The organism is Symplocastrum torsivum (genome assembly GCF_059505465.1).
This window is the reverse complement of sequence record NZ_JCACKQ010000112.1, coordinates 160501-180625: the sequence shown is the minus strand read 5'-3', so window position 1 is coordinate 180625 and position 20125 is coordinate 160501. Positions and strand designations below refer to the sequence as shown.

General features: G+C 42.7%; 17 protein-coding genes and 1 pseudogene. 14 read left to right on the top strand and 4 right to left on the bottom strand.

What is annotated here, in order from left to right:
- The first annotated feature begins 451 nt into the window (after positions 1–451).
- From AC5JL3_RS25995 to AC5JL3_RS25965, 7 genes are all read left to right on the top strand, one after another.
- Positions 452–2032, top strand: coding sequence for a glycosyltransferase family 2 protein (locus tag AC5JL3_RS25995; protein WP_496077298.1), 1581 nt, complete (start codon positions 452–454; stop codon positions 2030–2032).
- 77 nt (positions 2033–2109) lie between these two features.
- Positions 2110–2877: a methyltransferase domain-containing protein gene (locus AC5JL3_RS25990; RefSeq protein ID WP_496077225.1), complete on the top strand. Its 768-nt coding sequence runs from the start codon at positions 2110–2112 to the stop codon at positions 2875–2877.
- Between the two features lie 101 nt (positions 2878–2978).
- Positions 2979–3860 carry a class I SAM-dependent methyltransferase gene (locus AC5JL3_RS25985; protein WP_496077224.1) on the top strand — a complete coding sequence of 294 codons (882 nt, stop codon included), beginning with the start codon at positions 2979–2981 and terminating at the stop codon, positions 3858–3860.
- Positions 3857–4633: a class I SAM-dependent methyltransferase gene (locus AC5JL3_RS25980; RefSeq protein WP_496077223.1), complete on the top strand. Its 777-nt coding sequence runs from the start codon at positions 3857–3859 to the stop codon at positions 4631–4633. The genes AC5JL3_RS25985 and AC5JL3_RS25980 overlap by 4 nt, the downstream gene beginning before the upstream one ends.
- A 188-nt stretch (positions 4634–4821) precedes the next feature.
- Positions 4822–5802, top strand: coding sequence for a GDP-mannose 4,6-dehydratase (locus AC5JL3_RS25975; RefSeq protein ID WP_496077222.1), 981 nt, complete (start codon positions 4822–4824; stop codon positions 5800–5802).
- A gap of 71 nt (positions 5803–5873) precedes the next feature.
- On the top strand, positions 5874–6725 hold the full coding sequence (locus AC5JL3_RS25970; protein WP_496077221.1) for a glycosyltransferase family 2 protein: 852 nt from the start codon (positions 5874–5876) through the stop codon (positions 6723–6725).
- Positions 6719–7810, top strand: coding sequence for a glycosyltransferase family 4 protein (locus AC5JL3_RS25965; protein ID WP_496077220.1), 1092 nt, complete (start codon positions 6719–6721; stop codon positions 7808–7810). Before AC5JL3_RS25970 ends, AC5JL3_RS25965 begins: the two co-directional genes overlap by 7 nt.
- Before the next feature lie 15 nt (positions 7811–7825).
- On the opposite strand, the gene AC5JL3_RS25960 is transcribed toward AC5JL3_RS25965, so the two are convergent.
- On the bottom strand, positions 7826–8194 hold the full coding sequence (locus AC5JL3_RS25960; RefSeq protein WP_496077219.1) for a DMT family transporter: 369 nt from the start codon (positions 8192–8194) through the stop codon (positions 7826–7828).
- A gap of 61 nt (positions 8195–8255) precedes the next feature.
- On the opposite strand from AC5JL3_RS25960, the gene AC5JL3_RS25955 reads away from it, so the two are divergent.
- Positions 8256–8411, top strand: a complete 156-nt coding sequence (locus AC5JL3_RS25955; RefSeq protein ID WP_496077218.1) for a hypothetical protein — start codon at positions 8256–8258, stop codon at positions 8409–8411.
- A 26-nt stretch (positions 8412–8437) separates the two neighbouring features.
- On the opposite strand, the gene AC5JL3_RS25950 is transcribed toward AC5JL3_RS25955, so the two are convergent.
- Both AC5JL3_RS25950 and AC5JL3_RS25945 read right to left on the bottom strand, forming a co-directional pair.
- Entirely contained in the window at positions 8438–9229 is a 792-nt protein-coding gene (locus tag AC5JL3_RS25950) for an amino acid ABC transporter ATP-binding protein (RefSeq protein WP_496077217.1), read from the bottom strand.
- A complete protein-coding gene (locus AC5JL3_RS25945) occupies positions 9195–10649 on the bottom strand; it encodes an ABC transporter substrate-binding protein/permease (RefSeq protein ID WP_496077216.1) in 1455 nt (484 codons plus the stop codon). Before AC5JL3_RS25945 ends, AC5JL3_RS25950 begins: the two co-directional genes overlap by 35 nt.
- Positions 10650–11133: 484 nt before the next feature.
- Here AC5JL3_RS25945 and AC5JL3_RS25940 point away from each other — a divergent pair, with 484 nt between their 5' ends.
- The 5 genes and pseudogenes from AC5JL3_RS25940 (at position 11134) to AC5JL3_RS25920 (ending at position 18836) form a co-directional block, all read left to right on the top strand.
- Positions 11134–13983 carry a hybrid sensor histidine kinase/response regulator gene (locus AC5JL3_RS25940; protein WP_496077215.1) on the top strand — a complete coding sequence of 950 codons (2850 nt, stop codon included), beginning with the start codon at positions 11134–11136 and terminating at the stop codon, positions 13981–13983.
- Positions 13984–13985: 2 nt separating this feature from the next.
- Positions 13986–14885 (top strand): annotated as a pseudogene (locus AC5JL3_RS25935) (response regulator); the annotation flags it as partial.
- A gap of 9 nt (positions 14886–14894) precedes the next feature.
- Positions 14895–16289, top strand: coding sequence for a sensor histidine kinase (locus tag AC5JL3_RS25930; RefSeq protein WP_496077297.1), 1395 nt, complete (start codon positions 14895–14897; stop codon positions 16287–16289).
- Positions 16290–16498: 209 nt separating this feature from the next.
- Entirely contained in the window at positions 16499–17890 is a 1392-nt protein-coding gene (gene der, locus AC5JL3_RS25925) for a ribosome biogenesis GTPase Der (protein ID WP_496077214.1), read from the top strand.
- 67 nt (positions 17891–17957) lie between these two features.
- Complete coding sequence (locus AC5JL3_RS25920) at positions 17958–18836, top strand: energy-coupling factor transporter transmembrane component T family protein (protein ID WP_496077213.1); 879 nt, start codon at positions 17958–17960, stop codon at positions 18834–18836.
- Between the two features lie 96 nt (positions 18837–18932).
- Here AC5JL3_RS25920 and yidD read toward each other — a convergent pair whose 3' ends face one another.
- The gene (gene yidD, locus AC5JL3_RS25915) at positions 18933–19175 is read right to left on the bottom strand and encodes a membrane protein insertion efficiency factor YidD (protein ID WP_496077212.1); all 243 of its coding nucleotides are present in this window, start codon (positions 19173–19175) and stop codon (positions 18933–18935) included.
- 61 nt (positions 19176–19236) lie between these two features.
- Between yidD and AC5JL3_RS25910 the strand changes: the two genes are divergently transcribed.
- Complete coding sequence (locus tag AC5JL3_RS25910; RefSeq protein WP_496077211.1) at positions 19237–19938, top strand: diacylglycerol/polyprenol kinase family protein; 702 nt, start codon at positions 19237–19239, stop codon at positions 19936–19938.
- Positions 19939–20125 lie beyond the last annotated feature (187 nt).

Sequence of the window (20125 nt, the reverse complement as noted above, 5' to 3'; positions counted from 1 at the left end):
CCAACTACAACAGACTCAATCCCAACTACAACAGACTCAATCCCAACTACAACAGACTCAATCCCAACTACAACAGGTGCTAGTTGAACTGGAGCAATCAAAAACTCTGATTCTTGCAATGGAGAGCAGTAAGTTTTGGAAAATGCGAATAGCTTGGTTTTGGCTAAAGCAAGTATTCGGCGTAACAGAGAATTCTAAGCAGTCGTTTAACCGCTTATTGTCTAGAGCCAAAAAGCTACTTTACCTCCTAAAAAATAAAGGCTTAAAGTATACAATTACTAGACTATCTAGAAAAGTCTATTTAAAGCTTGATGATGGCTCAGCCAATATTGAAGTCTTACCAGAAACCTATCAAGGATGGCTCCAAAAAAACTTTCCCAGAGAATCTGACTTGCGAAAAATGGCTGAGACAGTGGAAGTTTTTACTAATAAGCCAGTTATTAGTATAATCATGCCGGTTTTTAATACTGCGGAGCGTTTTTTACGAGAAGCGATTGAGTCGGTTCTCACTCAGGTTTATCCTTATTGGGAGTTATGTATTGCAGATGATGCATCAACTCAGCCTCACGTCAGGGCTGTTTTGGAAGAATATAGAGCAAAAGATAGCCGAATTAAAGTAGCTTTCAGAGAGCAAAATGGACATATTGCTCAGGCTTCTAACTCGGCTATAGAATTAGCAACTGGTGAGTTTTTATCTCTACTAGATCATGATGACTTACTTACACCAGATGCTTTGTATGAGGTAGCCCTTCTGTTGAATCGGCACCCTGAAGCAGATATGATTTATTCAGATGAAGACAAGGTTGACGAACATAATCAATTCTGCCTCCCATTCTTTAAGCCCGACTGGTGTCCTGACTCCTTTTTGTCTCGGATGTACACCTGCCATCTGGGAACTTATAGGCGATCGCTAGTAACAGAAATAGGAGGCTTTAGAGTCGGTTATGAAGGTAGCCAAGACTATGACCTCGTGTTGAGAGTTACTGAAAAGACTGAAAAAATATTTCATATTCCTAAAATTCTTTACCACTGGAGAGTTCATCCTGAATCAGCTTCTAGTGGTGCTGAAGCCAAGCCTTATGCCTACATAGCAGCAGAAAAAGCCCTTACAGATGCTCTTTCTAGAAGGGGCGAAAAAGGAGTAATTTCTGGAACACCAGGGTACATGGGACTATATGTTACTCGATATAAAATAGAAAACCACAAACTTGTAAGTATTATTATTCCCACTAAAGACTTAGGAGAAACTTTAAATAAATGCTTGAAATCTATTTTTGAGAAAAGTGTTTATCCAAAGTATGAAGTTATTGTCATAGATAATGGCAGTACTGAAGACCATACAACTAAAGTTATTAACTTCTGGGAAACTCACGAACCCTCTCGGTTTAGATGTTACAAACTTGACATTCCTTTCAACTTTTCTAAGATTAATAATTACGCTGTAACCCAGGCAAAAGGTGAATATATACTTTTACTAAATAATGATATAGAAGTTGTCACACCTGACTGGATTGATGCCATGGTAGAGCAGGCTCAACGACCCTCTATTGGGGCAGTTGGCGGACTTCTCTTATATCCAGATAATTCCATACAACATGCAGGAATTGTATTAGGTATTGGTGGGGTTGCTAGTCACAGCCACAAAAAGTTGCCCTCAATTTATCCGGGATATGGAGGTCAGGTAATAACTATCAACAATTATTCAGCAATTACCGGAGCGTGTTTAATGTGTAGACGGGAAGTGTACGAACGTGTTGGTGGATTTGAAGAGAAATTAGCCGTTGCTTATAATGATGTAGATTTTTGCCTCAAGTTAGTAGAGAAAGGATACAGGAATATATATCTTCCCCACGTCGTTTTATATCATCATGAGTCAAAAAGTAGAGGACATGAGGATACTCCTGAAAAACTTGCCCGGTTAGCAAAAGAGGCAGAGTATATGCAGACTAAGTGGAGCAAAATCCTTAAAGATGACCCTTGCTATAATCCCAATTTAACCCGATCAAGTGATGATTACAGGATAAATATATAGCTGAAATCCTAGAAAAGAATTTCATCAAGTACATCGATCCGCAAAAATAGTATAGCTCAACTAAAAGGAAGCTTAATATGACATCTATTTTAGGAAATTTAACAAACAAGCTCAATTTCTTAGCAAAACCAAACAAACTAAAAGATACAGGAAGTCCTTCCTTATCAGGAACTTCATTACGGCAGCAAATTGCTTCTCAATATCTAACGGGTTCTGGAATTGAGATTGGAGCTTTACATTCACCTCTTGAAATTCCTTCTGATGTTGAAATCCGCTACTTGGATCGAATGCCAGTTGAGCAATTAAGAAAACAATACCCAGAGTTAGCAGAACATAAACTAGTAGAACTTGATCTCATTGATGACGGTGAAACCTTAGCCTCTATTCCAGATGCATCACTAGACTTTGTGATTTCCAATCACATGATTGAGCATTGCCAGAATCCAATAGCTTCTCTGGAAAATTGGATAAGGGTTTTGAAGACCGATGGCATTTTGTATATGGCTGTGCCAGATAAGCGATATACCTTTGATTGCGATCGTCCTATCACCTCCTTAGAACACCTGATTCGAGACTACACGGAAGGAGCTGAGTGGTCAAAGTACTCTCACTTTGAGGAGTGGAATCGTTTAGTTAATAAGGTTCCTGACAGTGATGTTGCTGTACGAACTAAACGTCTTATTGACATGAACTACAGTATTCATTTTCATGTATGGACTCCAATGGAATTTATAGAAATGCTTGTATACTGCAAAAAATATTTGTCTTTCTTAATAGAAATTGAATTACTGCAAAAAAATGGAATGGAGTTTATTGTAGTTTTAAGAAAAAGAGTTGGTGAATAACTGAATTTATACAGATTTAATCATTACTACAAAAACTTACTCTTGTTAACTTTTACTGCAAAGTTCCCTAAGCATTTGTTAATTTCTTTTAGTTAAAAGCAATGGATAACTTAAAGATCGATTTGGGTTGTGGGTTGAGGAAGAAGGAAGGAACTCTAGGCATTGATTTTCAACCCTATCCAGGTGTTGACTATGTTTTAAACATTCAAACAGACCCTCTACCATTTCCTGATAAAAGCGTTAAATACGTTCACTCATCTCATTTTTTAGAACATATTCAAAACCCAATAAACATTTTTCAAGAAATCAGCCGTGTTTGTGCTGATGGTGCTCAGCTAGAGTTTTGGACTCCGTATGGTTGGTCAAATCCAGCGTTTATATTTGATCATAAATTATTTTATAATGAAGATCATTATTTACATTTGTGCGTTTGGCATTTTGATGTATGGGAAAAGGTACTAAATGCTAGATGGTTATTAAAAGAAATTATTTATGTTGTTGATCGTTCAGTTTTAGTAGAACTTTATCGTAATCAAATTAGCTTAGATTTTGCATTAAAGTACTATAAGGGCTGCGTTGTTGAATTTGGAGTAGTTATCGAAGTTCATCATGAGTATAAAGGCGAAAAATCACAGCCTAGAAAAACATTTGCGCTGGCTCGCTCTTCTAAGAGATATCCTGTACAGCAGAAGGATGATGATACTTTTAATTCTGTAGAGATAGAGCAAGCTATTAATTGGTTTACAGCAACTGAACACGAACGAGTTCGGTTTTATACTCAGAATTTTCAACTAGAACTGGAGCAATTACAGTCTCTACCTACGGATACTCGTGCAAAAATAGAGCAATTACAAATCCAGCTTCAGCACCATCAAACAGAGCTACAACAGTCACGAGATTTGATTAATGCAATGCAATCAAGTAAGTTTTGGCAAGTGCGTAATGGTTGGTTTAAGTTTAAAAAGTTGATAGGTAAAAAATGAGCATACTAGATCAATACGTTACATCTGCCTATACTCCACAGGATGCGCTTGATATTTTTAAAGGAGAGTGGTCGTCGAAACTACCTGAACCTTTAGCAGGGCTGGAGTCTGGCTCCATTCCCTTATTTGAGGACGGACGTATTGAATGGGCTTTGGCTCAACTAGGTGGTATTGAAAGCAAAACTGTGATTGAATTAGGTCCTCTAGAAGCAGGGCATAGTTATATGCTTGAACGTCTAGGAGCAGAATCAATCCTATCAGTCGAAGCCAATAGCCATGCGTACTTAAAGTGTTTGATAGTTAAAGAGTTACTAGATCTAAAGCGTGTACGCTTTGTGTACGGAGATTGTATAGAATATCTACGAAGCAACCGAACAAAGTTTGACGTTTGTATTGCTAGTGGCATACTTTATCATATGCGTAACCCAGTTGAATTGATTGCACTTGCCGCTCAGGCATCCGATCAGATTTTTCTTTGGACTCACTACTACGACAAGGCAATTATCTCTAAAACCCCCAACTTGGCGCATAAATTTCCTAGCAGTAAACAAGTAGAGCATTGTGGATTTCGGCATACGCTTTATTCCCAAGAGTACAAAGTGGCACTAAATTGGGGTGGCTTCTGCGGGGGCAGTGAAGCCTCTAGTAATTGGCTCAGCCGCGACGATATCCTAGGGTGCCTTAAGCATTTTGGTCTAAATAACATTGAGATTAATTTTGACCATCCTGACCATCCCAATGGGCCTAGCTTTGCCTTGGTGGCAACTCGGTAGTTGCTGATTTTGACTCTGCTCAATTTAAGTGGGATGTAAATATAGAAGATGTTTTAGGTTCAAACAACTACTATCCCAATAGACAAAATAATTAAACTTTAGTTCAAAGGTAATTGGTCGATCGCTTTCCCGAAAATACTAGGTTTTTTATCAACACCATTTTAAATGAGTGAAGGGCAAAAGCTACTATGGTGACCAAAAAAGCACTGGTTACTGGATTAACCGGGCAAGACGGTTCTTACCTGGCTGAACTTCTTTTAGATAAAGGTTATCAAGTCTTTGGTCTAGTACGTCGCTCTAGCTCTAGCCATTTCGGGCGCATCAGCCACTTCTCCAACAATATCCAAATCCTCTCCGGTGATTTGCTCGACCAATGCTCCTTGATGGATGCCCTCAGCGAAGCCCAACCTGACGAAATTTATAACCTTGCCTCCCAAAGCTACGTTCCCATCTCTTGGAGTCAACCCGCCCTAACTGCCGAATATACGGCTATTGGTGTTTCTCGCTTATTAGAATCGATTCGTCGCTGCAAGCCTGATGCTAAGTTTTACCAGGCTTCCAGCAGCGAAGTGTTTGGTCAACCGGATGAATCACCCCAAACTGAACGTACTCCCTTTCGCCCTCGGAATCCTTATGGTGTTGCCAAAGCCTACGCTCACTGGATGACGGTCAACTATCGCCAGCAGTACAATCTCTATAACTGCTGCGGTATCACCTATACTCATGAATCTCCCCGTCGGGGTACAGAGTTTGTCTTTCGTAAAATTACTCGTGGTGCTGCTTTAATTAAGCTGGGTTTGGCGAACGAACTAAAACTCGGTAACCTTGATGCCCGTCGCGATTGGTGTTATGCCAAAGATGCCGTCTACGCTATGTGGTTGATGCTTCAGCAAGAGCAACCTGATGACTACATTATTGCAAGTGGTACAACTCACTCTGTGAGGGAACTTGTCGAGTGTGCTTTCAACTGCATTGGCTTGAACTGGCAAGATTATGTCTCTGTTGACCCTGCCTTCTACCGTCCTGATGAAGCTGTGGAGTTAGTGGGTTCTATTGATAAAGCTCAGAAAAATTTAGGTTGGCAACCGCAGTATTCTTTTGAGCAACTGGTTGAATTGCTAGTTGACCACGATCTCAAGGAAATAACAGAACGAGGCATTTCTCATTAAACTCTTCTAGAGTACAAGGTGGCTTAATCCTTGTACTTGTTCGCTGCTAATGACTGCAAAATCGAGCTAATGTGATTTACTTGCTGATCGTTAATTATTATTCAACTGATTTTATTGCTCGATTAATTCGCTCTCTTTCCTGTAGCCAAACTATTCGGTATCAAATTGTTATTGTTAATAACTCCCAAAACGACCATGCTCTACAAGAATTGAAAGATGATAGGATTCTAATTTTAGAAGCAAAAGCTAATCTCGGTTTTGGCAAAGCCTGCAATCTCGGACTTAACTGGATTTATGCTCAAGACCCAAATGCGATCGCATGGATTATTAATCCCGATACTTACCTGCCAGAAAATACTCTAGAAAAGGTTCCTGGCTTATTTGAAGCTTATCCAGTTTCGATTCTCGGTAACCTAATCTATACACCAACAGGTGAGGTTTGGTTTGCTGGAGGGCAATTTATCTCTAATCAAGGATCTATCCTTTCGACTCACTTGCTAGGTTCTCAATTAGACACTACCTGTGTATCTTGTGATTGGGTAAGTGGATGTAGTCTTCTCCTTAATCTCCGACTCTTTCCTGAATGCCCCCAGTTTGACCCAGCATACTTTCTATACTACGAAGACTTTGATTTTTGTCGTCGTTATGCAACGATGGGTCATCAAATTGCGATTACTAATCAGCTCAGTATAGTGCATCAACCTTCTTCAATTGCCGATCGCAACATTGTTAAAAAATTTCAGCATAGTACCTATAGTTACTTGCTAACTCTAGAACGGTACACCAAAAAAGAAGTTTTTCTGTGGCGATTTCTCCGGCTCACGCTCCACGCCTTGATCTTATTAGTGATAAAACCGCAAACGGCTTTTGGTAAACTGGCGGGCGTATTGAGCTATTTAGGGAGAGTAAAACACACTTGTTGAACTCAGTTTTAGTTAATCTGTCATTCCTCTTTTCTAAACCCACTGGAATTAGCACTTATGCCGCTAATCTCTTTCCTTATTTACAACCCATTAACCCAACTCTTTTAATTTCACCCGTTGGGCATCAGTGTCAACCAGAAGCCTCTAACTTTACCTGCTACTCTGTACCAGACGGTATGACTCCTGAACAAGGTACAAAAGGGCATCTGCGCCGCCTTCTATGGACTCAGCTACGACTCCCACAACTCTATCAACAATTGCGTTCGCCGCTTCTGTTTTCTCCCGTTCCAGAAGCACCCCTATTTACCAACTGCCGCTACATCGTCACCGTCCACGACCTCATCCCGTTGCGCTTTCCCCGGCGCGGTTCTCCTCTGACGACCTATTTCCGCAACTATATCCCCCAAGTTCTCACCCAAGCGCAACACATCCTTTGTGACTCCCAGGCTACTGCCAAGGACATCACCAACTTTTACAATATCCCTACTGATAAAATTACGCCTGTTCTCCTCGCCTACAACCCCAAAGACTTCCGCTTTCTCAACTTACCTACCAGCAATTATTTTCTCTACGTTGGGCGCCACGACCCTTACAAAAATTTGCCGCGCCTGATCGATGCCTTTGCTGGTTTGCACAAGCAGGAGTGTGAACTGTGGATTGCTGGTTCCCCAGATGGGCGCTATACACCACTCCTCCAGGAACAAGTCAACCATTTAGGTCTAACCGAGAGAGTAAAATTTCTCGACTACGTTCCTTACGAGCAATTGCCGATAATTATCAACCAGGCGATCGCACTCGTTTTTCCTAGTCTTTGGGAAGGGTTTGGACTGCCTGTACTCGAAGCCATGGCTTGTGGCACACCCGCAATTACATCCAACCTCTCCTCCTTACCCGAAGTTGCTGGTGAGGCTGCCCTTCTCGTCAATCCTTACAACACGGGCGAAATCACCGAAGCGATGCAAGCCATAGTCACAGATTCAACGTTGCGATCGCATTTACGCACCCTCAGCCTAGATCGTGCTAGTCAGTTTAGCTGGGAAAAAACAGGACTTGCCACGATGGAAGTCTTACAACAATACCTTTGATGTTGCTCGACGCTTTTATCGCTGCCAAAGCACCAGAACAACCCCACAAACAATGAAAGCCAAACCAAATAAACGAGTTCCAGGAATTGGTTCGTGAAATGCGAAGTAACCGAGTAAGACAGTAAAGATGTAGATTAGGGCAGCTGAAGGACCCGCAACGCTGAGCTTAACACGGGTAAGCAACAGAATATAAGCGATCGCTCCCAGACCGTAGCAAACCAAGCCAGCTAACAACTCTGGGGTCATGATGATATTCAAAACATGACTGACTACATTACCAGAGTTAACCTTCCCCAGTTTCAATGCTCCTGCCTTCAGGAAAAACTGCCCTAATACGCTAGCAATCATTGAAACAACTAATAAACCAAACTCTTGAGGGGTCACGAGACCAAATCCTTATGCGAGTCGCTCAGTTGAATAATTTACAGCTAACTGGAAGACAACGGTGAACTTTAGTGAAGAACCTGTGGAAGGAGATAGAATCACCGAAGCCATACAAGCTGTAGCCACTCTATTCAGCTTTGCGATCGCATTTATGCACCCTGAGTTTGAATCGTGCCAGTCAGTTTGGTTGGGAGAAAACAGGACTTGCCACTGTTGACACTCTCAAGCGATATTTGTAGCAACCTACAACATCTTTTCCAGAAACTGCTTAGCACGAGCGCACTGCGGATTGCCAAAGAAGTCACTAGGAGGTGAATCTTCAGCCAACCGTCCCCCGTCGAGAAACAAAATGCGATGGGCAACTTCCCGCGCAAATCCCATCTCGTGGGTAACAATCGCCATGGTGATGCCCGTTTTCGTGAGGTCTTTCATCACCTCTAGTACCTCTTTCACCATTTCTGGGTCAAGCGCTGAGGTTGGCTCATCAAACAACATGATATCTGGCTTCATTGCCAGCGAACGTGCGATCGCTACACGTTGTTTCTGTCCCCCCGATAATTTCGAGGGATAAACATCCGCTTTCTCTGCTAACCCCACTTTTGCCAGTAGTTCCAACCCTTCTTTCCGTGCCTCATCATCAGAAATATGCTTCACCTTAGTTGGTGCATACATCACATTTTTGAGTACGGTCATATGAGGAAACAGATGGAAATGTTGAAACACCATGCCGACATTTTGGCGAATCTTCATGATGTTGGTTTTCGGCGCAGTGATGTCTACTCCATCAATGTAAATCTTCCCAGCCGTTGGCACTTCTAGTAAGTTCAGGCAACGAAGAAACGTTGACTTACCCGATCCTGAAGGCCCAATAACCGCTACAACTTGCCCTCTCTTAATATCCGTAGAAATATCTTGTAGAACCTTAAGCTCTCCAAAGGATTTAAACAAATGTTCGACTTTCACAGCCACGTTGCTGTTTCCGTTTGAGTGCGTAACCTGATCAACTGCTACGTTGTAATTTTCGTTCGAGTGCATATCCCCCCCAGGTCAAACTCATGACCATCAAATAGTAAACAATGCCAGCAAACAGCAACGGTTCAAAATAGATATATTTTTCTGCTCCTACAATTTGCGCTCTGCGTAATAAGTCAGCGACCCCAATTGTAGAAACCAAAGCTGAATCTTTAAGCAGAGCGATACTTTCATTCACCAAAGCTGGCAAAATGTTTTTTATCGCTTGTGGCAATATGATGTCTGACATCATTGGTTTATAAGGAACACCCAACGACAAAGCCGCTTCTCGTTGTCCTTTATCTACGGCAAGAATTCCTCCTCTAATTGTTTCAGAAATGTAAGCCCCTGAGTTGAGAGTAAATGTAATCACACCTGCCAACAAAGCTGGAATATCGTAGCCAGTTAGCTGAGGTGTTGCGTAATAGACGATGGCAATTTGCAGTAGTAGGGGTGTGCCTCTGAATATAGAGGTGTAGACGTTTGCAAACCAAGTCAGAGGTTTGATCGTAGAGATCTTAAACAAAGACAGTATCGTACCCCAAATAAATCCTAGTAACGCCGACAGCGCCGTGAATAGTAACGTTACTCGTATTCCATCAATGATGTAGGGAATACTAGGCATTATCCTGGCTAAAGGAAAGTTACTGTTATTGGTTGCACCGCTGGTTGCATTACCAGTGCTTACTTCTTTTCCTTTATTTTCAAACCACTTGGTCACCAGCTTGTCAAGCTCACCGTTATCTTTCATCTCCTTGAGGACACGGTTAAAATCATCGGCTCGCTCAGAACCTTTAGGAAAAGCAATAGCAGAACCCGCTGCTTCTTCCGGATTGGGAAGGGTATTGAATTCTAGATCTGGATTAGATGCGACAAATCCTTTGGCTATTGTGTCTTCAATGATGGCGGCATCAATTCGATTCGCCTTAATCTCTTGGATTAGTTCACTGGTTTTATTAAGAGGTTTTACAGTAACATCGTTAACTTTCTCAGCTATTTTGCCAGCTTCTTTCTCTTGAATTGAACCAAGTTGTACACCAACTTGTTTTCCAGCTAAATCTTCTGGTTTTTTCAGGTTACTGCCTGTTTGGCTAACAATCGTATTTTTAGCTTCGTAGTAGATTTCAGAGAAATCAACATTTTTTTTGCGTTCTTCTGTCGGTGTCATACCTGCCATAGCAAAGTCAGCACGACGCGACTGTAGGGCAGGAATGATGCCATTGAAGTCTGTATCTCTTATTTCCAGTTCAAAGTTAAGCTCTTCGGCAATTCTTTTGGCAATGTCTATGTCAAAACCGATTATCTCATCTTTGCCACTGGCAGTATCTCGAAACTCATAAGGTGGATAATCCGCTGAAGTAACCATTGTTAATTTTTCTGGGTTACCTCCTGATTGCTGAGCTATGGCATGGTCAAGGTGTCCATACCCAGTAATAAGATTCATTGCAAGTACAGCAATGAATGAGATGGTGAATAACCATCCAAACTTTTTAATGCGAAACACCTCTGTTTCCCCAGTCAATAATGGATGAACACTTAGAATTTAAAAGCAGCTAAGGCGGGACGACTCAGTTGTGTCCTAAATAACAATTACCAATTTAATAATTGTAAATGCCATACCCCTGAGGATGTATTTTATTTGACGCGGTAGATACAGCAGAACACAAACTTTAGCTGATAAAGTTGCAAGAAACCGTAATTTTTGATACGAATTGTTAAGCCTAGAGATTGCTTGATGGGTTGTTGCTGAGGTTAGTCAGAATTAGCTCTGGTTCAACAGCAGCAAAGTTTTACATTAACGTGAGCAACTCTACTTTTGTGAATGGCTCATCAGGCGCGATCGCATCTAGCATCCAATTAAAGATTAAACACTTGTAACACTGCCTAGACGAGTAAACATCCGCTAGCTAGGAAACAAACGACTCACCATGACGCAGCTAACAAGTGAGCATCCAATTTCAAGAACCAAGCGAAAAATACCGCTGCGCCTCGTCTTAGTCGTGCCATTCGTCCTGCAAATCTTTGCGGCTGTGGGGCTAACAGGATGGCTATCACTACGCAATGGGCAAAAAGAGGTCAACGACATTGCTACCCAGTTGAGAAATGAAGTCACATCCCGGATTTTACAACATATCACGACGTATATTGAGACACCCCAAACAGTAGCTCAAATTAACGCCGATGCTGTCCGTCTTGGAGAGTTGAATTTACAAAATTCCGGCAGTCTAGAACGACACTTCTGGTACCAAATGCAGTTGTTTAAGTCTCTCCGCCCCATTGCTTTTGGTAATGAACAGGGAGAAATTCGCTCGGTCGATCGCCTCGATGATGGCAGCTTGGTGATTCGAGTTGTGGACAAGTCTACTGGTGGTAGCTATCACACCTATGCCACGGATAACCAAGGGAATCGCACCAAACTAATAAAGGTTAAAAAAACCTTCGATCCTCGAACTCGCCCCTGGTATAAAGCGGCTGTGAAAGCCGGAAAACTCACTTGGAGTAAGATTTACCCATATTTTTCCTCATCGTCATTGGCTATCAGTGCTGCCCGTCCTTTTTACGACGACAGGACAGGCACCTTGCTTGGAGTCACCAACGCAACACTATCCCTCTTTGAAGTTAGCGACTTTTTGCAGAACTTAAAAATTGGTCGTTCTGGACAGACATTTATCATGGAGCGCTCCGGAGACTTAGTCGCGTGTTCATCGCTCCAGCAGCCGCTTATCCTCAATAAGGACGGAGCAAAGGAGAAATGGAGACGGCTACAAGCGATCGAAAGCAACAATCGTCTCACTCATCTCACAGCACAGTATTTGATAAAACACTTTGGCGACCTTCACCGCATTAATGGCAGCCAGCAGCTTGACTTCAAAATTGGCAGCAAGCGGCAATTCGTACAAGTGACACCGTTTGCTGACGCTCATGGGTTAGATTGGCTCGTTGTGGTGGTCGTTCCAGAAGACGATTTCATGCAGCAAATCAATGCCAACACTCGTACCACCATCCTCCTGTGTCTGGGGGCGCTGGTGCTAGCTACCGTAATCGGAATCCTTACCTCCCGCTGGATTACTCGTCCCATTCTCCGTTTAAGTAAAGCATCTAGTGCCTTAGCAAAACAGGCTGCCACCTCTGACTTTATTAGTAGCCCATTAGACCAAAAAGTTGAGGTACAGGGTATCAATGAACTGGAGCTTCTGGCTCAATCGTTTAATCAAATGGCGCAACAGTTGCAAGAGTCATTTGCTGCTCTTGAAAAGACAAATACCGAGTTAGAAATGCGAGTCGAAAAGCGAACCGCTGAACTAAGAGAAGCAAAAGTTGCTGCTGATACAGCTAACCACGCCAAGAGCGAATTCCTTGCTAACATGAGCCATGAACTCCGTACTCCTCTTAATGGGATTTTGGGATACGCTCAAATCTTAGAACGCGATAAAGATATAACCTCCAAGCAAAAAGATGCTATCCAAATTATTCAGCAGTGTGGCTCACATCTACTCACCCTGATTAACGATATTTTAGACCTCTCCAAGATTGAAGCAAGGAGAATGGAACTCTACCCTAGAGACTTTCATTTGCCTTCCTTCCTTCAGGAAGTTGCAGAAATCTGCCGCATCCGAGCCGAACAAAAAGAAATTACGTTTAATTACCAACCCTTAAATCAACTCCCTACTGCCGTTTATGCCGATGACAAACGACTGCGGCAAGTTTTGATTAACCTCTTAGGTAATGCGATTAAGTTTACTGACAAAGGCGAGGTGAATTTCAAAGTTTGCATTCTAGAGCGTGGAGAAAATCTTTTTCAATCTGATTCTATAATACAAAATTTTAAGATTCGTTTTCAAATCGAAGATACTGGTGTTGGAATGACACCAGAGCAATTAGAAAAGATATTTTTGCCGTTTGAGCAAGTGGGTGATAGGGCACGTCGAGCAGAAGGCACGGGATTGGGATTGGCAATTACCCAAAAAATTGTCCAGATGATGGGAGGCAAACTACAAGTAAAAAGTACCTTAGGTGCAGGGAGTAGTTTTTGGCTAGATTTAGAAATGCCTAAAGCATTACAAGAAGTTAAACCAGTTCCTATAGATTTATCAAAAAATATTATTGGATTCAAAGGTAGAGAACAGAAAATATTGGTTGTAGACGATCGACAGGAGAACCGCTCATTTCTCATTAATCTACTAGAGCCAATTGGATTTAAACTAATGCATGCAAGTAATGGAGAGGAAGGTTTAGATAAAGCCAAAGCGTTTCAACCTGATCTGATTATTACCGATGTACTAATGCCAGTAATGGATGGCTTTGAGATGACGCGGCATCTCCGAAAGTTACCAAAATTTAAAGATACGATAGTGATCGCTTCTTCTGCCAACGTGTCCAACTGTAAGCAGCAAACTAGTCTAGAAGCAGGATGCAACGATTTTATCCCTAAGCCGATTCAAGCCGAAGGTTTATTGAAAAAAATACAAAGTTATTTAGATCTGGAATGGGTTTATCCAGCAAACAAACGAACAGAACTCCAGAATCATGAATTTCTTAATAGTTCTTCATCCCATGCTCAGACTCTAGAACCTGTGGTGAAACCACCAGAAGAACTTGTAGCTCTTTTAAGTGCTGCTCGAATTGGTGACATTGAAGGCATCGAACAGGAAGCAATTCGACTCAGAAAATTGGATAATAAATATACATCATTTTCTGCAAAGATACTGCAATTAGCTCAAGAGTTTGAAGAAAAAGAAATTTTGAAGTTAGTCAAACTGTATATCTTACATCACTAAAAATGGATATAGCAAAACAAGATGTCATTTTGATCGTTGATGATAACTCAACGAACCTCAAAATGCTGTTCAGTTTTTTAAAAGATTCTGGCTTCAAAGTTTTAGTTGCTAATGATGGTGAAAGTGCCATTGAAAAGCTACAAGAGGTATCACCAGATCTCATATTGTTGGATGTGATGATGCCCGGAATAGATGGGTTTGAAACCTGCCACCGCTTAAAAGCATCAGTGGCAACGAAGGACATCCCTGTGATTTTCATGACGGTTCTTTCTGAGACAGTCGATAAACTCAAAGGTCTATCGCTGGGGGCAGTAGATTACATCACCAAACCGTTTCAGCAAGAGGAGGTATTAGCCAGAGTGAGGCTGCACCTCAAGATGAGAAATTTGACCAAGACACTCGAAGAACAAAATGTGCTTCTCAAACAGGAAATCGAAGCACGCCTTCAGGCTGAAACCGAGTTGCAGAACCTTACACAGGAGTTAGAGCAACGAGTGGAAGAGCGAACGGCTGAACTTACACACACTCTGCACAACCTTCAACAAACTCAAGTTCAGCTATTAGAAAATGAAGCACTTCTGCGTACTGTAGTTACAAATGCACCGATTATTTTATATGCCCTAGATAGCGAAGGTGTAATTACCCTTTCAGAAGGTAAAGGACTGGAAGCATTAGGGCAAAAGCCAGGTCAAACTGTTGGACAATCTGCCTTTGAACTCTACCGCAACTATCCTAAGATCCTAGAAGATCTCCGTCGTGGACTTGCTGGCAAACAGAGTTCATGCATTACACAGATAGGTGACGTGGTATATGACAATCAAGCAATACCATTACGAGATAAAAATGGACAAGTTATTGGTCTAATTGGTGTTGCAACTGATATTACTCAATTCAAGCAAGCACAGGATGCATTGAGCCTTTCGGAAAAGCGATTCCGACTGGCTGTCGATCACTTCCCTGATACGTTTGTTATCTACGACGCTAATCGGCAATTCCAATTTGTCAATGCACACGGAGTTAGGATAGGTGGGCTACCGGAGTTGGCTCTGATTGGTCACACTGACGAGGAGATACACCCACCAGAGATTACAAATGCGTATCTACCACATTTGCTAAAGGCTGTAGAAACACGTACCTCACAGACGGCAGAATGTACAATCACTTTACCAACTGTTGGTAAAGTTACATTCATCGTTATCTATATTCCGCTACTAGATGAACGGGGAGAAATCTATCAAATTTTAGGGATTAGACATAATATTACAGAGCAGAAGATTGCCGAGGAGAAACTTAAAGAAAGCCATGAATTTCTCCAAACTGTACTTGATACCAACCCAAATTTAATTTTTGTCAAAGACAGTCAGGGCAAGCTTGTACTCGGCAATCAAGCCTTTGCTGATTTTGTAGGAGTAAATGCAGAAAAACTACAGGGAACTACGGATGCTGAGTTGTATCCTAATCAAGAAGATGTACAGCGATTTATTGCTCAAGACCAGGAAGTATTCACAACTTTAAAGCAGAAATTTATTACAGAAGAGCTTTACCATACCCGGATGGGTGAAGTCCAGTGGTTTCAAACGATTAAAAAACCGATTTTTTCAAGTGATGGTCAAGTTGCTCAAGTCCTTGGGGTTTCCACTAACATTACACAGCGCAAACTTGCAGAGATACAAATTCAAGAATCATTACGGGAAAAAGAGGTTTTACTCCAAGAAATTCACCATCGGGTCAAGAATAACTTACAGGTGATATTAAGTCTGCTCGACTTGCAATCTCAGCACATAAAGGAGCAAGCAACGCTGGAAATTTTCCGGGAAAGTTGTAGCCGGGTCAGATCTATGGCGCTTGTTCACGAGACTTTTTATAAATCTAAACACTTTGCTAAAATCAATTTTACAGAATACATTCAAGATTTAACAAGCTACTTATTTGCAACCTACGGAGTGAATATAGAAACGATAAATTTAGAGCTAGAGCTTGATGAGGTGAGTCTTAATATTGATACAGCTATTCCTTGTGGTTTGATTGTCAATGAGTTGGTTTCAAATGCCTTGAAATATGCCTTTCCTAACTTGCCTAAGGGAATAATTTATGTTGCTCTTGATTCTGACGAAAAGTATCATATACTTACTGTTAAAGATAATGGAATAGGATTACCTCTGGGTTTTAACATCCAAGCTCTCAAGTCACTAGGACTTCAGCTAGTGAGTGTATTAACGGCTCAACTTGAGGGAACTCTTGAACTAGACCGTACTCAAGGTACAGAATTTCGGATAAGATTCCCTAAAATTATTGACGTAAAGTAATTCGAGCTGCTATTTTCCTGATGCAGTTCTGAAAGCAGGGGGAGAGTGTTTGCGAATGGGTTATGAGAAGCATTTCTCAGGCACAGCCAGTACGCAGGACATAAATTGTCACAGTCGCTAGCTACAATTACTACAATTATTAAAGAGAGCTTTTCGACGCAAATCTACTGCGTTCGGGATGTTCCCCTGCTTGCTCAAGGAATGCTGTTATGCCTTTGCCAATTGTTGCTGTTATTGGACGCCCAAATGTGGGCAAATCTACCCTGGTCAATCGTTTGGCGGGCGTGACCGATGCGATCGTGCATGACGAGCCAGGGGTAACACGCGATCGCACGTATCGTTCTGCCTTCTGGCAAGACCGTGAGTTCCTCGTGGTTGATACGGGTGGTTTGGTTTTTGATGATGATACCGAATTTTTGCCTTTAATTCGGGAACAAGCCATGGCAGCACTAGCCGAAGCCAGTGCCGCTATATTTGTTGTCGATGGTCAGGAGGGACTAGCGGTGGCGGATGAAGCGATCGCAGAATGGCTGCGTCAACAGTCTGTGCCCGTTCTCCTCGCTGTCAACAAATGTGAATCGCCACAACAGGGTTTGATCCAAGCCGCTGAATTTTGGGAACTGGGTTTAGGCGAACCCTACCCTGTCTCTGGGATTCATGGTGGTGGTACTGGCGAACTGCTGGATGAGTTGATTTCCTACCTGCCAACTGTCGATGCGCTGCCAGAAACTCCAGAAATTAAAGTTGCAATTGTTGGACGCCCAAATGTTGGTAAGTCTAGCTTGTTAAACGCCCTCACTGGCGAAAATCGCTCGATTGTCAGTCCAATTTCGGGTACAACCCGCGATGCCATTGATATGGTTGTTAAGCGTGCTGGTAACTCAGAAAATGGAGATGAGGCAAAAACTTATCGCCTAATTGATACAGCCGGAATTCGCAAAAAGAAAAACGTTGAATACGGGCCAGAATTCTTCGGGATTAATCGCGCCTTCAAAGCGATTCGCCGTTCGGATATCGTTTTACTGGTGATTGATGCCATTGATGGTGTCACCGAACAAGACCAAAAACTCGCTGGTCGAATTGCAGAAGAAGGACGTGCTGCTGTTATCGTAGTCAACAAGTGGGATGCAATTGATAAAGATTCCTACACAATCTACGAGCACGAAAAACTCGTCAAAGATCGGCTGAGTTTTATCGACTGGGCAGAAATGATTTTTACCAGCGCTATAACTGGCAAGCGGGTAGAAAAGATTCTCGATTTGGTTGACACGGCATTTGAACAACACCAGCGTCGCGTGCCGACAGCAGTTATTAATGAAGTGCTACAAGACGCTGTGAGCTGGCACAGCCCCCCGACTAGCCGCAGTGGACGCCAAGGCAAAATTTACTACGGTACTCAGGTAAAGAGCCAACCACCAACCATTGCTCTATTTGTCAATGACCCAACCCGGTTTAACGACAACTACCGCCGCTACGTTGAGCGTCAGTTCCGCCAACAGTTAGGCTTTACAGGAACACCCTTGCGTTTGCTGTGGCGCGGCAAGAAAGTCCGTGAGGTTGGAGATGCCCATATCAGTGCCAACCGAGCCACTCGCGTTTAAGATCAGTCAGAGGTCAGGAGTCAGCAGCAATAGACAACTGACAATTGAGAACTGACAAAGGACAAAAATGGATTTATTGCGATCGCTACCGATAGGGCTATACCTGGAACAACCAGTAACCTGGCTGCATTACTTGGACTCCAGGGTAAAGTTCATCTGGCTAACGAGCTTTCTCGTGGCTCCTATTTTGGCGAATCCCTACTGGCGCATATTACTAGTCGTTCTCTTGATTCTCCTCACCCTCTCAGCCGCCATTCCGTTGCGCGTATGGCGTCAGCAAATGGGTTGGTTATTAACCCTTGCGTTTTTTGTCTTCGTCTTAACAGCAATTACTCCTGAAGCTCTTTCTATTAACCATCAGCCACGGCTACCCCAAAGTGAAATTATTCTTCCGCAACCTACCGACTACAACTATGTCGTCTTCAACCGTGGGCCTGTTACAGTAACTCGTCGGTCTTTGGATCTGGCTGTCCGAGTCAGTACACTTCTATTTACCCTGATCTACAGCACCAACCTTTTCCTACTGACAACAGCACCGGAAGAAATCACTGCTGGATTAGAGAGCTTAATGCGACCTTTACGGCGGATGAATGTACCCGTAACTGAAATTGCCCTCACTTTGACCCTTTCTTTGCGGTTTATTCCCCTTGTGCTTGAAGAAGTCCAGAATTTAGCTCGTTCTGTAAGCACTCGTGCGATTAACTGGAAAAAGCTAGGTATCCGCAAAAGCCTTCAAGTTTGGTTAATGGTGTCAGAACGGCTGCTCGAAAACCTCTTGTTGAGAGCCGACCAAATTGCCAGTGCAATGACAGTACGCGGCTTTACCAGTCCCAATGAACATCGCGTGCAGTGGCATCAACTGCGGCTACGATGGGGCGATTGGGTGGCGCTAGGGGGTCTAGTTGTATTTTGGGGAGTTGGGTTGGTTTGGGTTGGAATAATTTAGTTGTTGGTTGTTGGTTGTTGGTTGTTGGTTATTAGTCGCTAAAGTAGCGATTCAGGTATCAATTGCGAACTGGTTGTTTTTCCCAATCCCCAATCCCTAATCCCCAATCCCCTCTTTTCGAGTTGCCTTGGCTGGTACTGGATCATACCCGCCTGGGTGGAAGGGATGACAGCGTGATATGCGTCGCATCGCAAGCCAGCTACCACGCCAAGCACCAAATCGTTCAATGGCTTGGATAGCATAGCTTGAACAAGTTGGTTGAAATCGACAAACTGGGGGAAAGAGAGGAGAAATTAAAGCTCGGTAGCCCTTAATTAACCAAATGAGTAAGATCTTCATCTTGGGAACCAAATCTAGATACAGTGATAAAGAGGTTTTGCATTCCGTTTCCTGATAGCCCTTGCTTCACTCTATATCTTGGTTAGAATCAATCCCAGATTTATGGCTCCAGATTGGTATTGTTGTACTGGTTCTGGGTGTCGTTGTGCTGTTGGCAGAAACAATCTATCGCCGTGTCTCTGCGAATTCAGAACTGGTGCGAAAGGTTGTTCACATTAGTACGGGCAATATAATTTTGCTGGCTTGGTGGCTAAAATTACCGACTTGGGTAGGCATCTGGGCTTCAGTCATCGCTGGTGCGATCGCGCTTTTGTCTTTTTACATCCCCTTCCTGCCAGGTATCAATAGCGTCGGGCGCAAAAGCTTGGGGACATTCTTCTACGCGATCAGTATTGGCATTCTCATTGCCTGGTTTTGGCCGACACAACACTATCAGTATGCCGCTATTGGTATCTTAGTCATGACTTGGGGAGATGGGCTTGCCGCCCTAATCGGTCAGAAATTTGGTCAACATACTTATGAAGTTTGGGGAATCAAAAAAAGTTGGGAAGGCTCTCTAACGATGGCTTTAACTAGCTATTTCGTTAGCAGTCTGATTCTTTTTGGTGTCCAAGGCAATATCTGGCAGACGTGGCTAATACCTGTTGCGATCGCCTTAGTTGCTACAGGTTTAGAAGCCTTCTCTAAATTAGGCATTGATAACCTAACCGTTCCTCTCGGTAGCGCTGCTATAGCCTTTTACTTAAGTCAACATCTAACATAATGGTACTTATTAAATCTCGGTTTACTCCCTAGATTGAAAAGCACTGACTTAAGGAGGACAGTTATTAAACTGGACTTCTTATAACTACACATAAACCCTTGGATCGCGGGTCTCTAGGTAAGCGCTTCGTCCCTCAGAATGAGTCGGTTGTGCGGTATTCTCCAATCCGAGTTTTTACAGTGAACCA

What these genes read in the sequence shown, in the direction of transcription:
- der (WP_496077214.1), top strand. Translation starts at nt 16,499, where the DNA reads ATGCCTTTGCCAATTGTTGCTGTTATTGGACGCCCAAATGTGGGCAAA.
- AC5JL3_RS25990 (WP_496077225.1), top strand. Translation starts at nt 2,110, where the DNA reads ATGACATCTATTTTAGGAAATTTAACAAACAAGCTCAATTTCTTAGCA.
- AC5JL3_RS25985 (WP_496077224.1), top strand. Translation starts at nt 2,979, where the DNA reads ATGGATAACTTAAAGATCGATTTGGGTTGTGGGTTGAGGAAGAAGGAA.
- AC5JL3_RS25995 (WP_496077298.1), top strand. Translation starts at nt 452, where the DNA reads ATGCCGGTTTTTAATACTGCGGAGCGTTTTTTACGAGAAGCGATTGAG.
- AC5JL3_RS25945 (WP_496077216.1), bottom strand. Translation starts at nt 10,649, where the DNA reads ATGAATCTTATTACTGGGTATGGACACCTTGACCATGCCATAGCTCAG.
- yidD (WP_496077212.1), bottom strand. Translation starts at nt 19,175, where the DNA reads ATGAAGATCTTACTCATTTGGTTAATTAAGGGCTACCGAGCTTTAATT.
- AC5JL3_RS25975 (WP_496077222.1), top strand. Translation starts at nt 4,822, where the DNA reads ATGGTGACCAAAAAAGCACTGGTTACTGGATTAACCGGGCAAGACGGT.
- AC5JL3_RS25920 (WP_496077213.1), top strand. Translation starts at nt 17,958, where the DNA reads ATGGATTTATTGCGATCGCTACCGATAGGGCTATACCTGGAACAACCA.
- AC5JL3_RS25950 (WP_496077217.1), bottom strand. Translation starts at nt 9,229, where the DNA reads ATGCACTCGAACGAAAATTACAACGTAGCAGTTGATCAGGTTACGCAC.
- AC5JL3_RS25940 (WP_496077215.1), top strand. Translation starts at nt 11,134, where the DNA reads ATGACGCAGCTAACAAGTGAGCATCCAATTTCAAGAACCAAGCGAAAA.
- AC5JL3_RS25980 (WP_496077223.1), top strand. Translation starts at nt 3,857, where the DNA reads ATGAGCATACTAGATCAATACGTTACATCTGCCTATACTCCACAGGAT.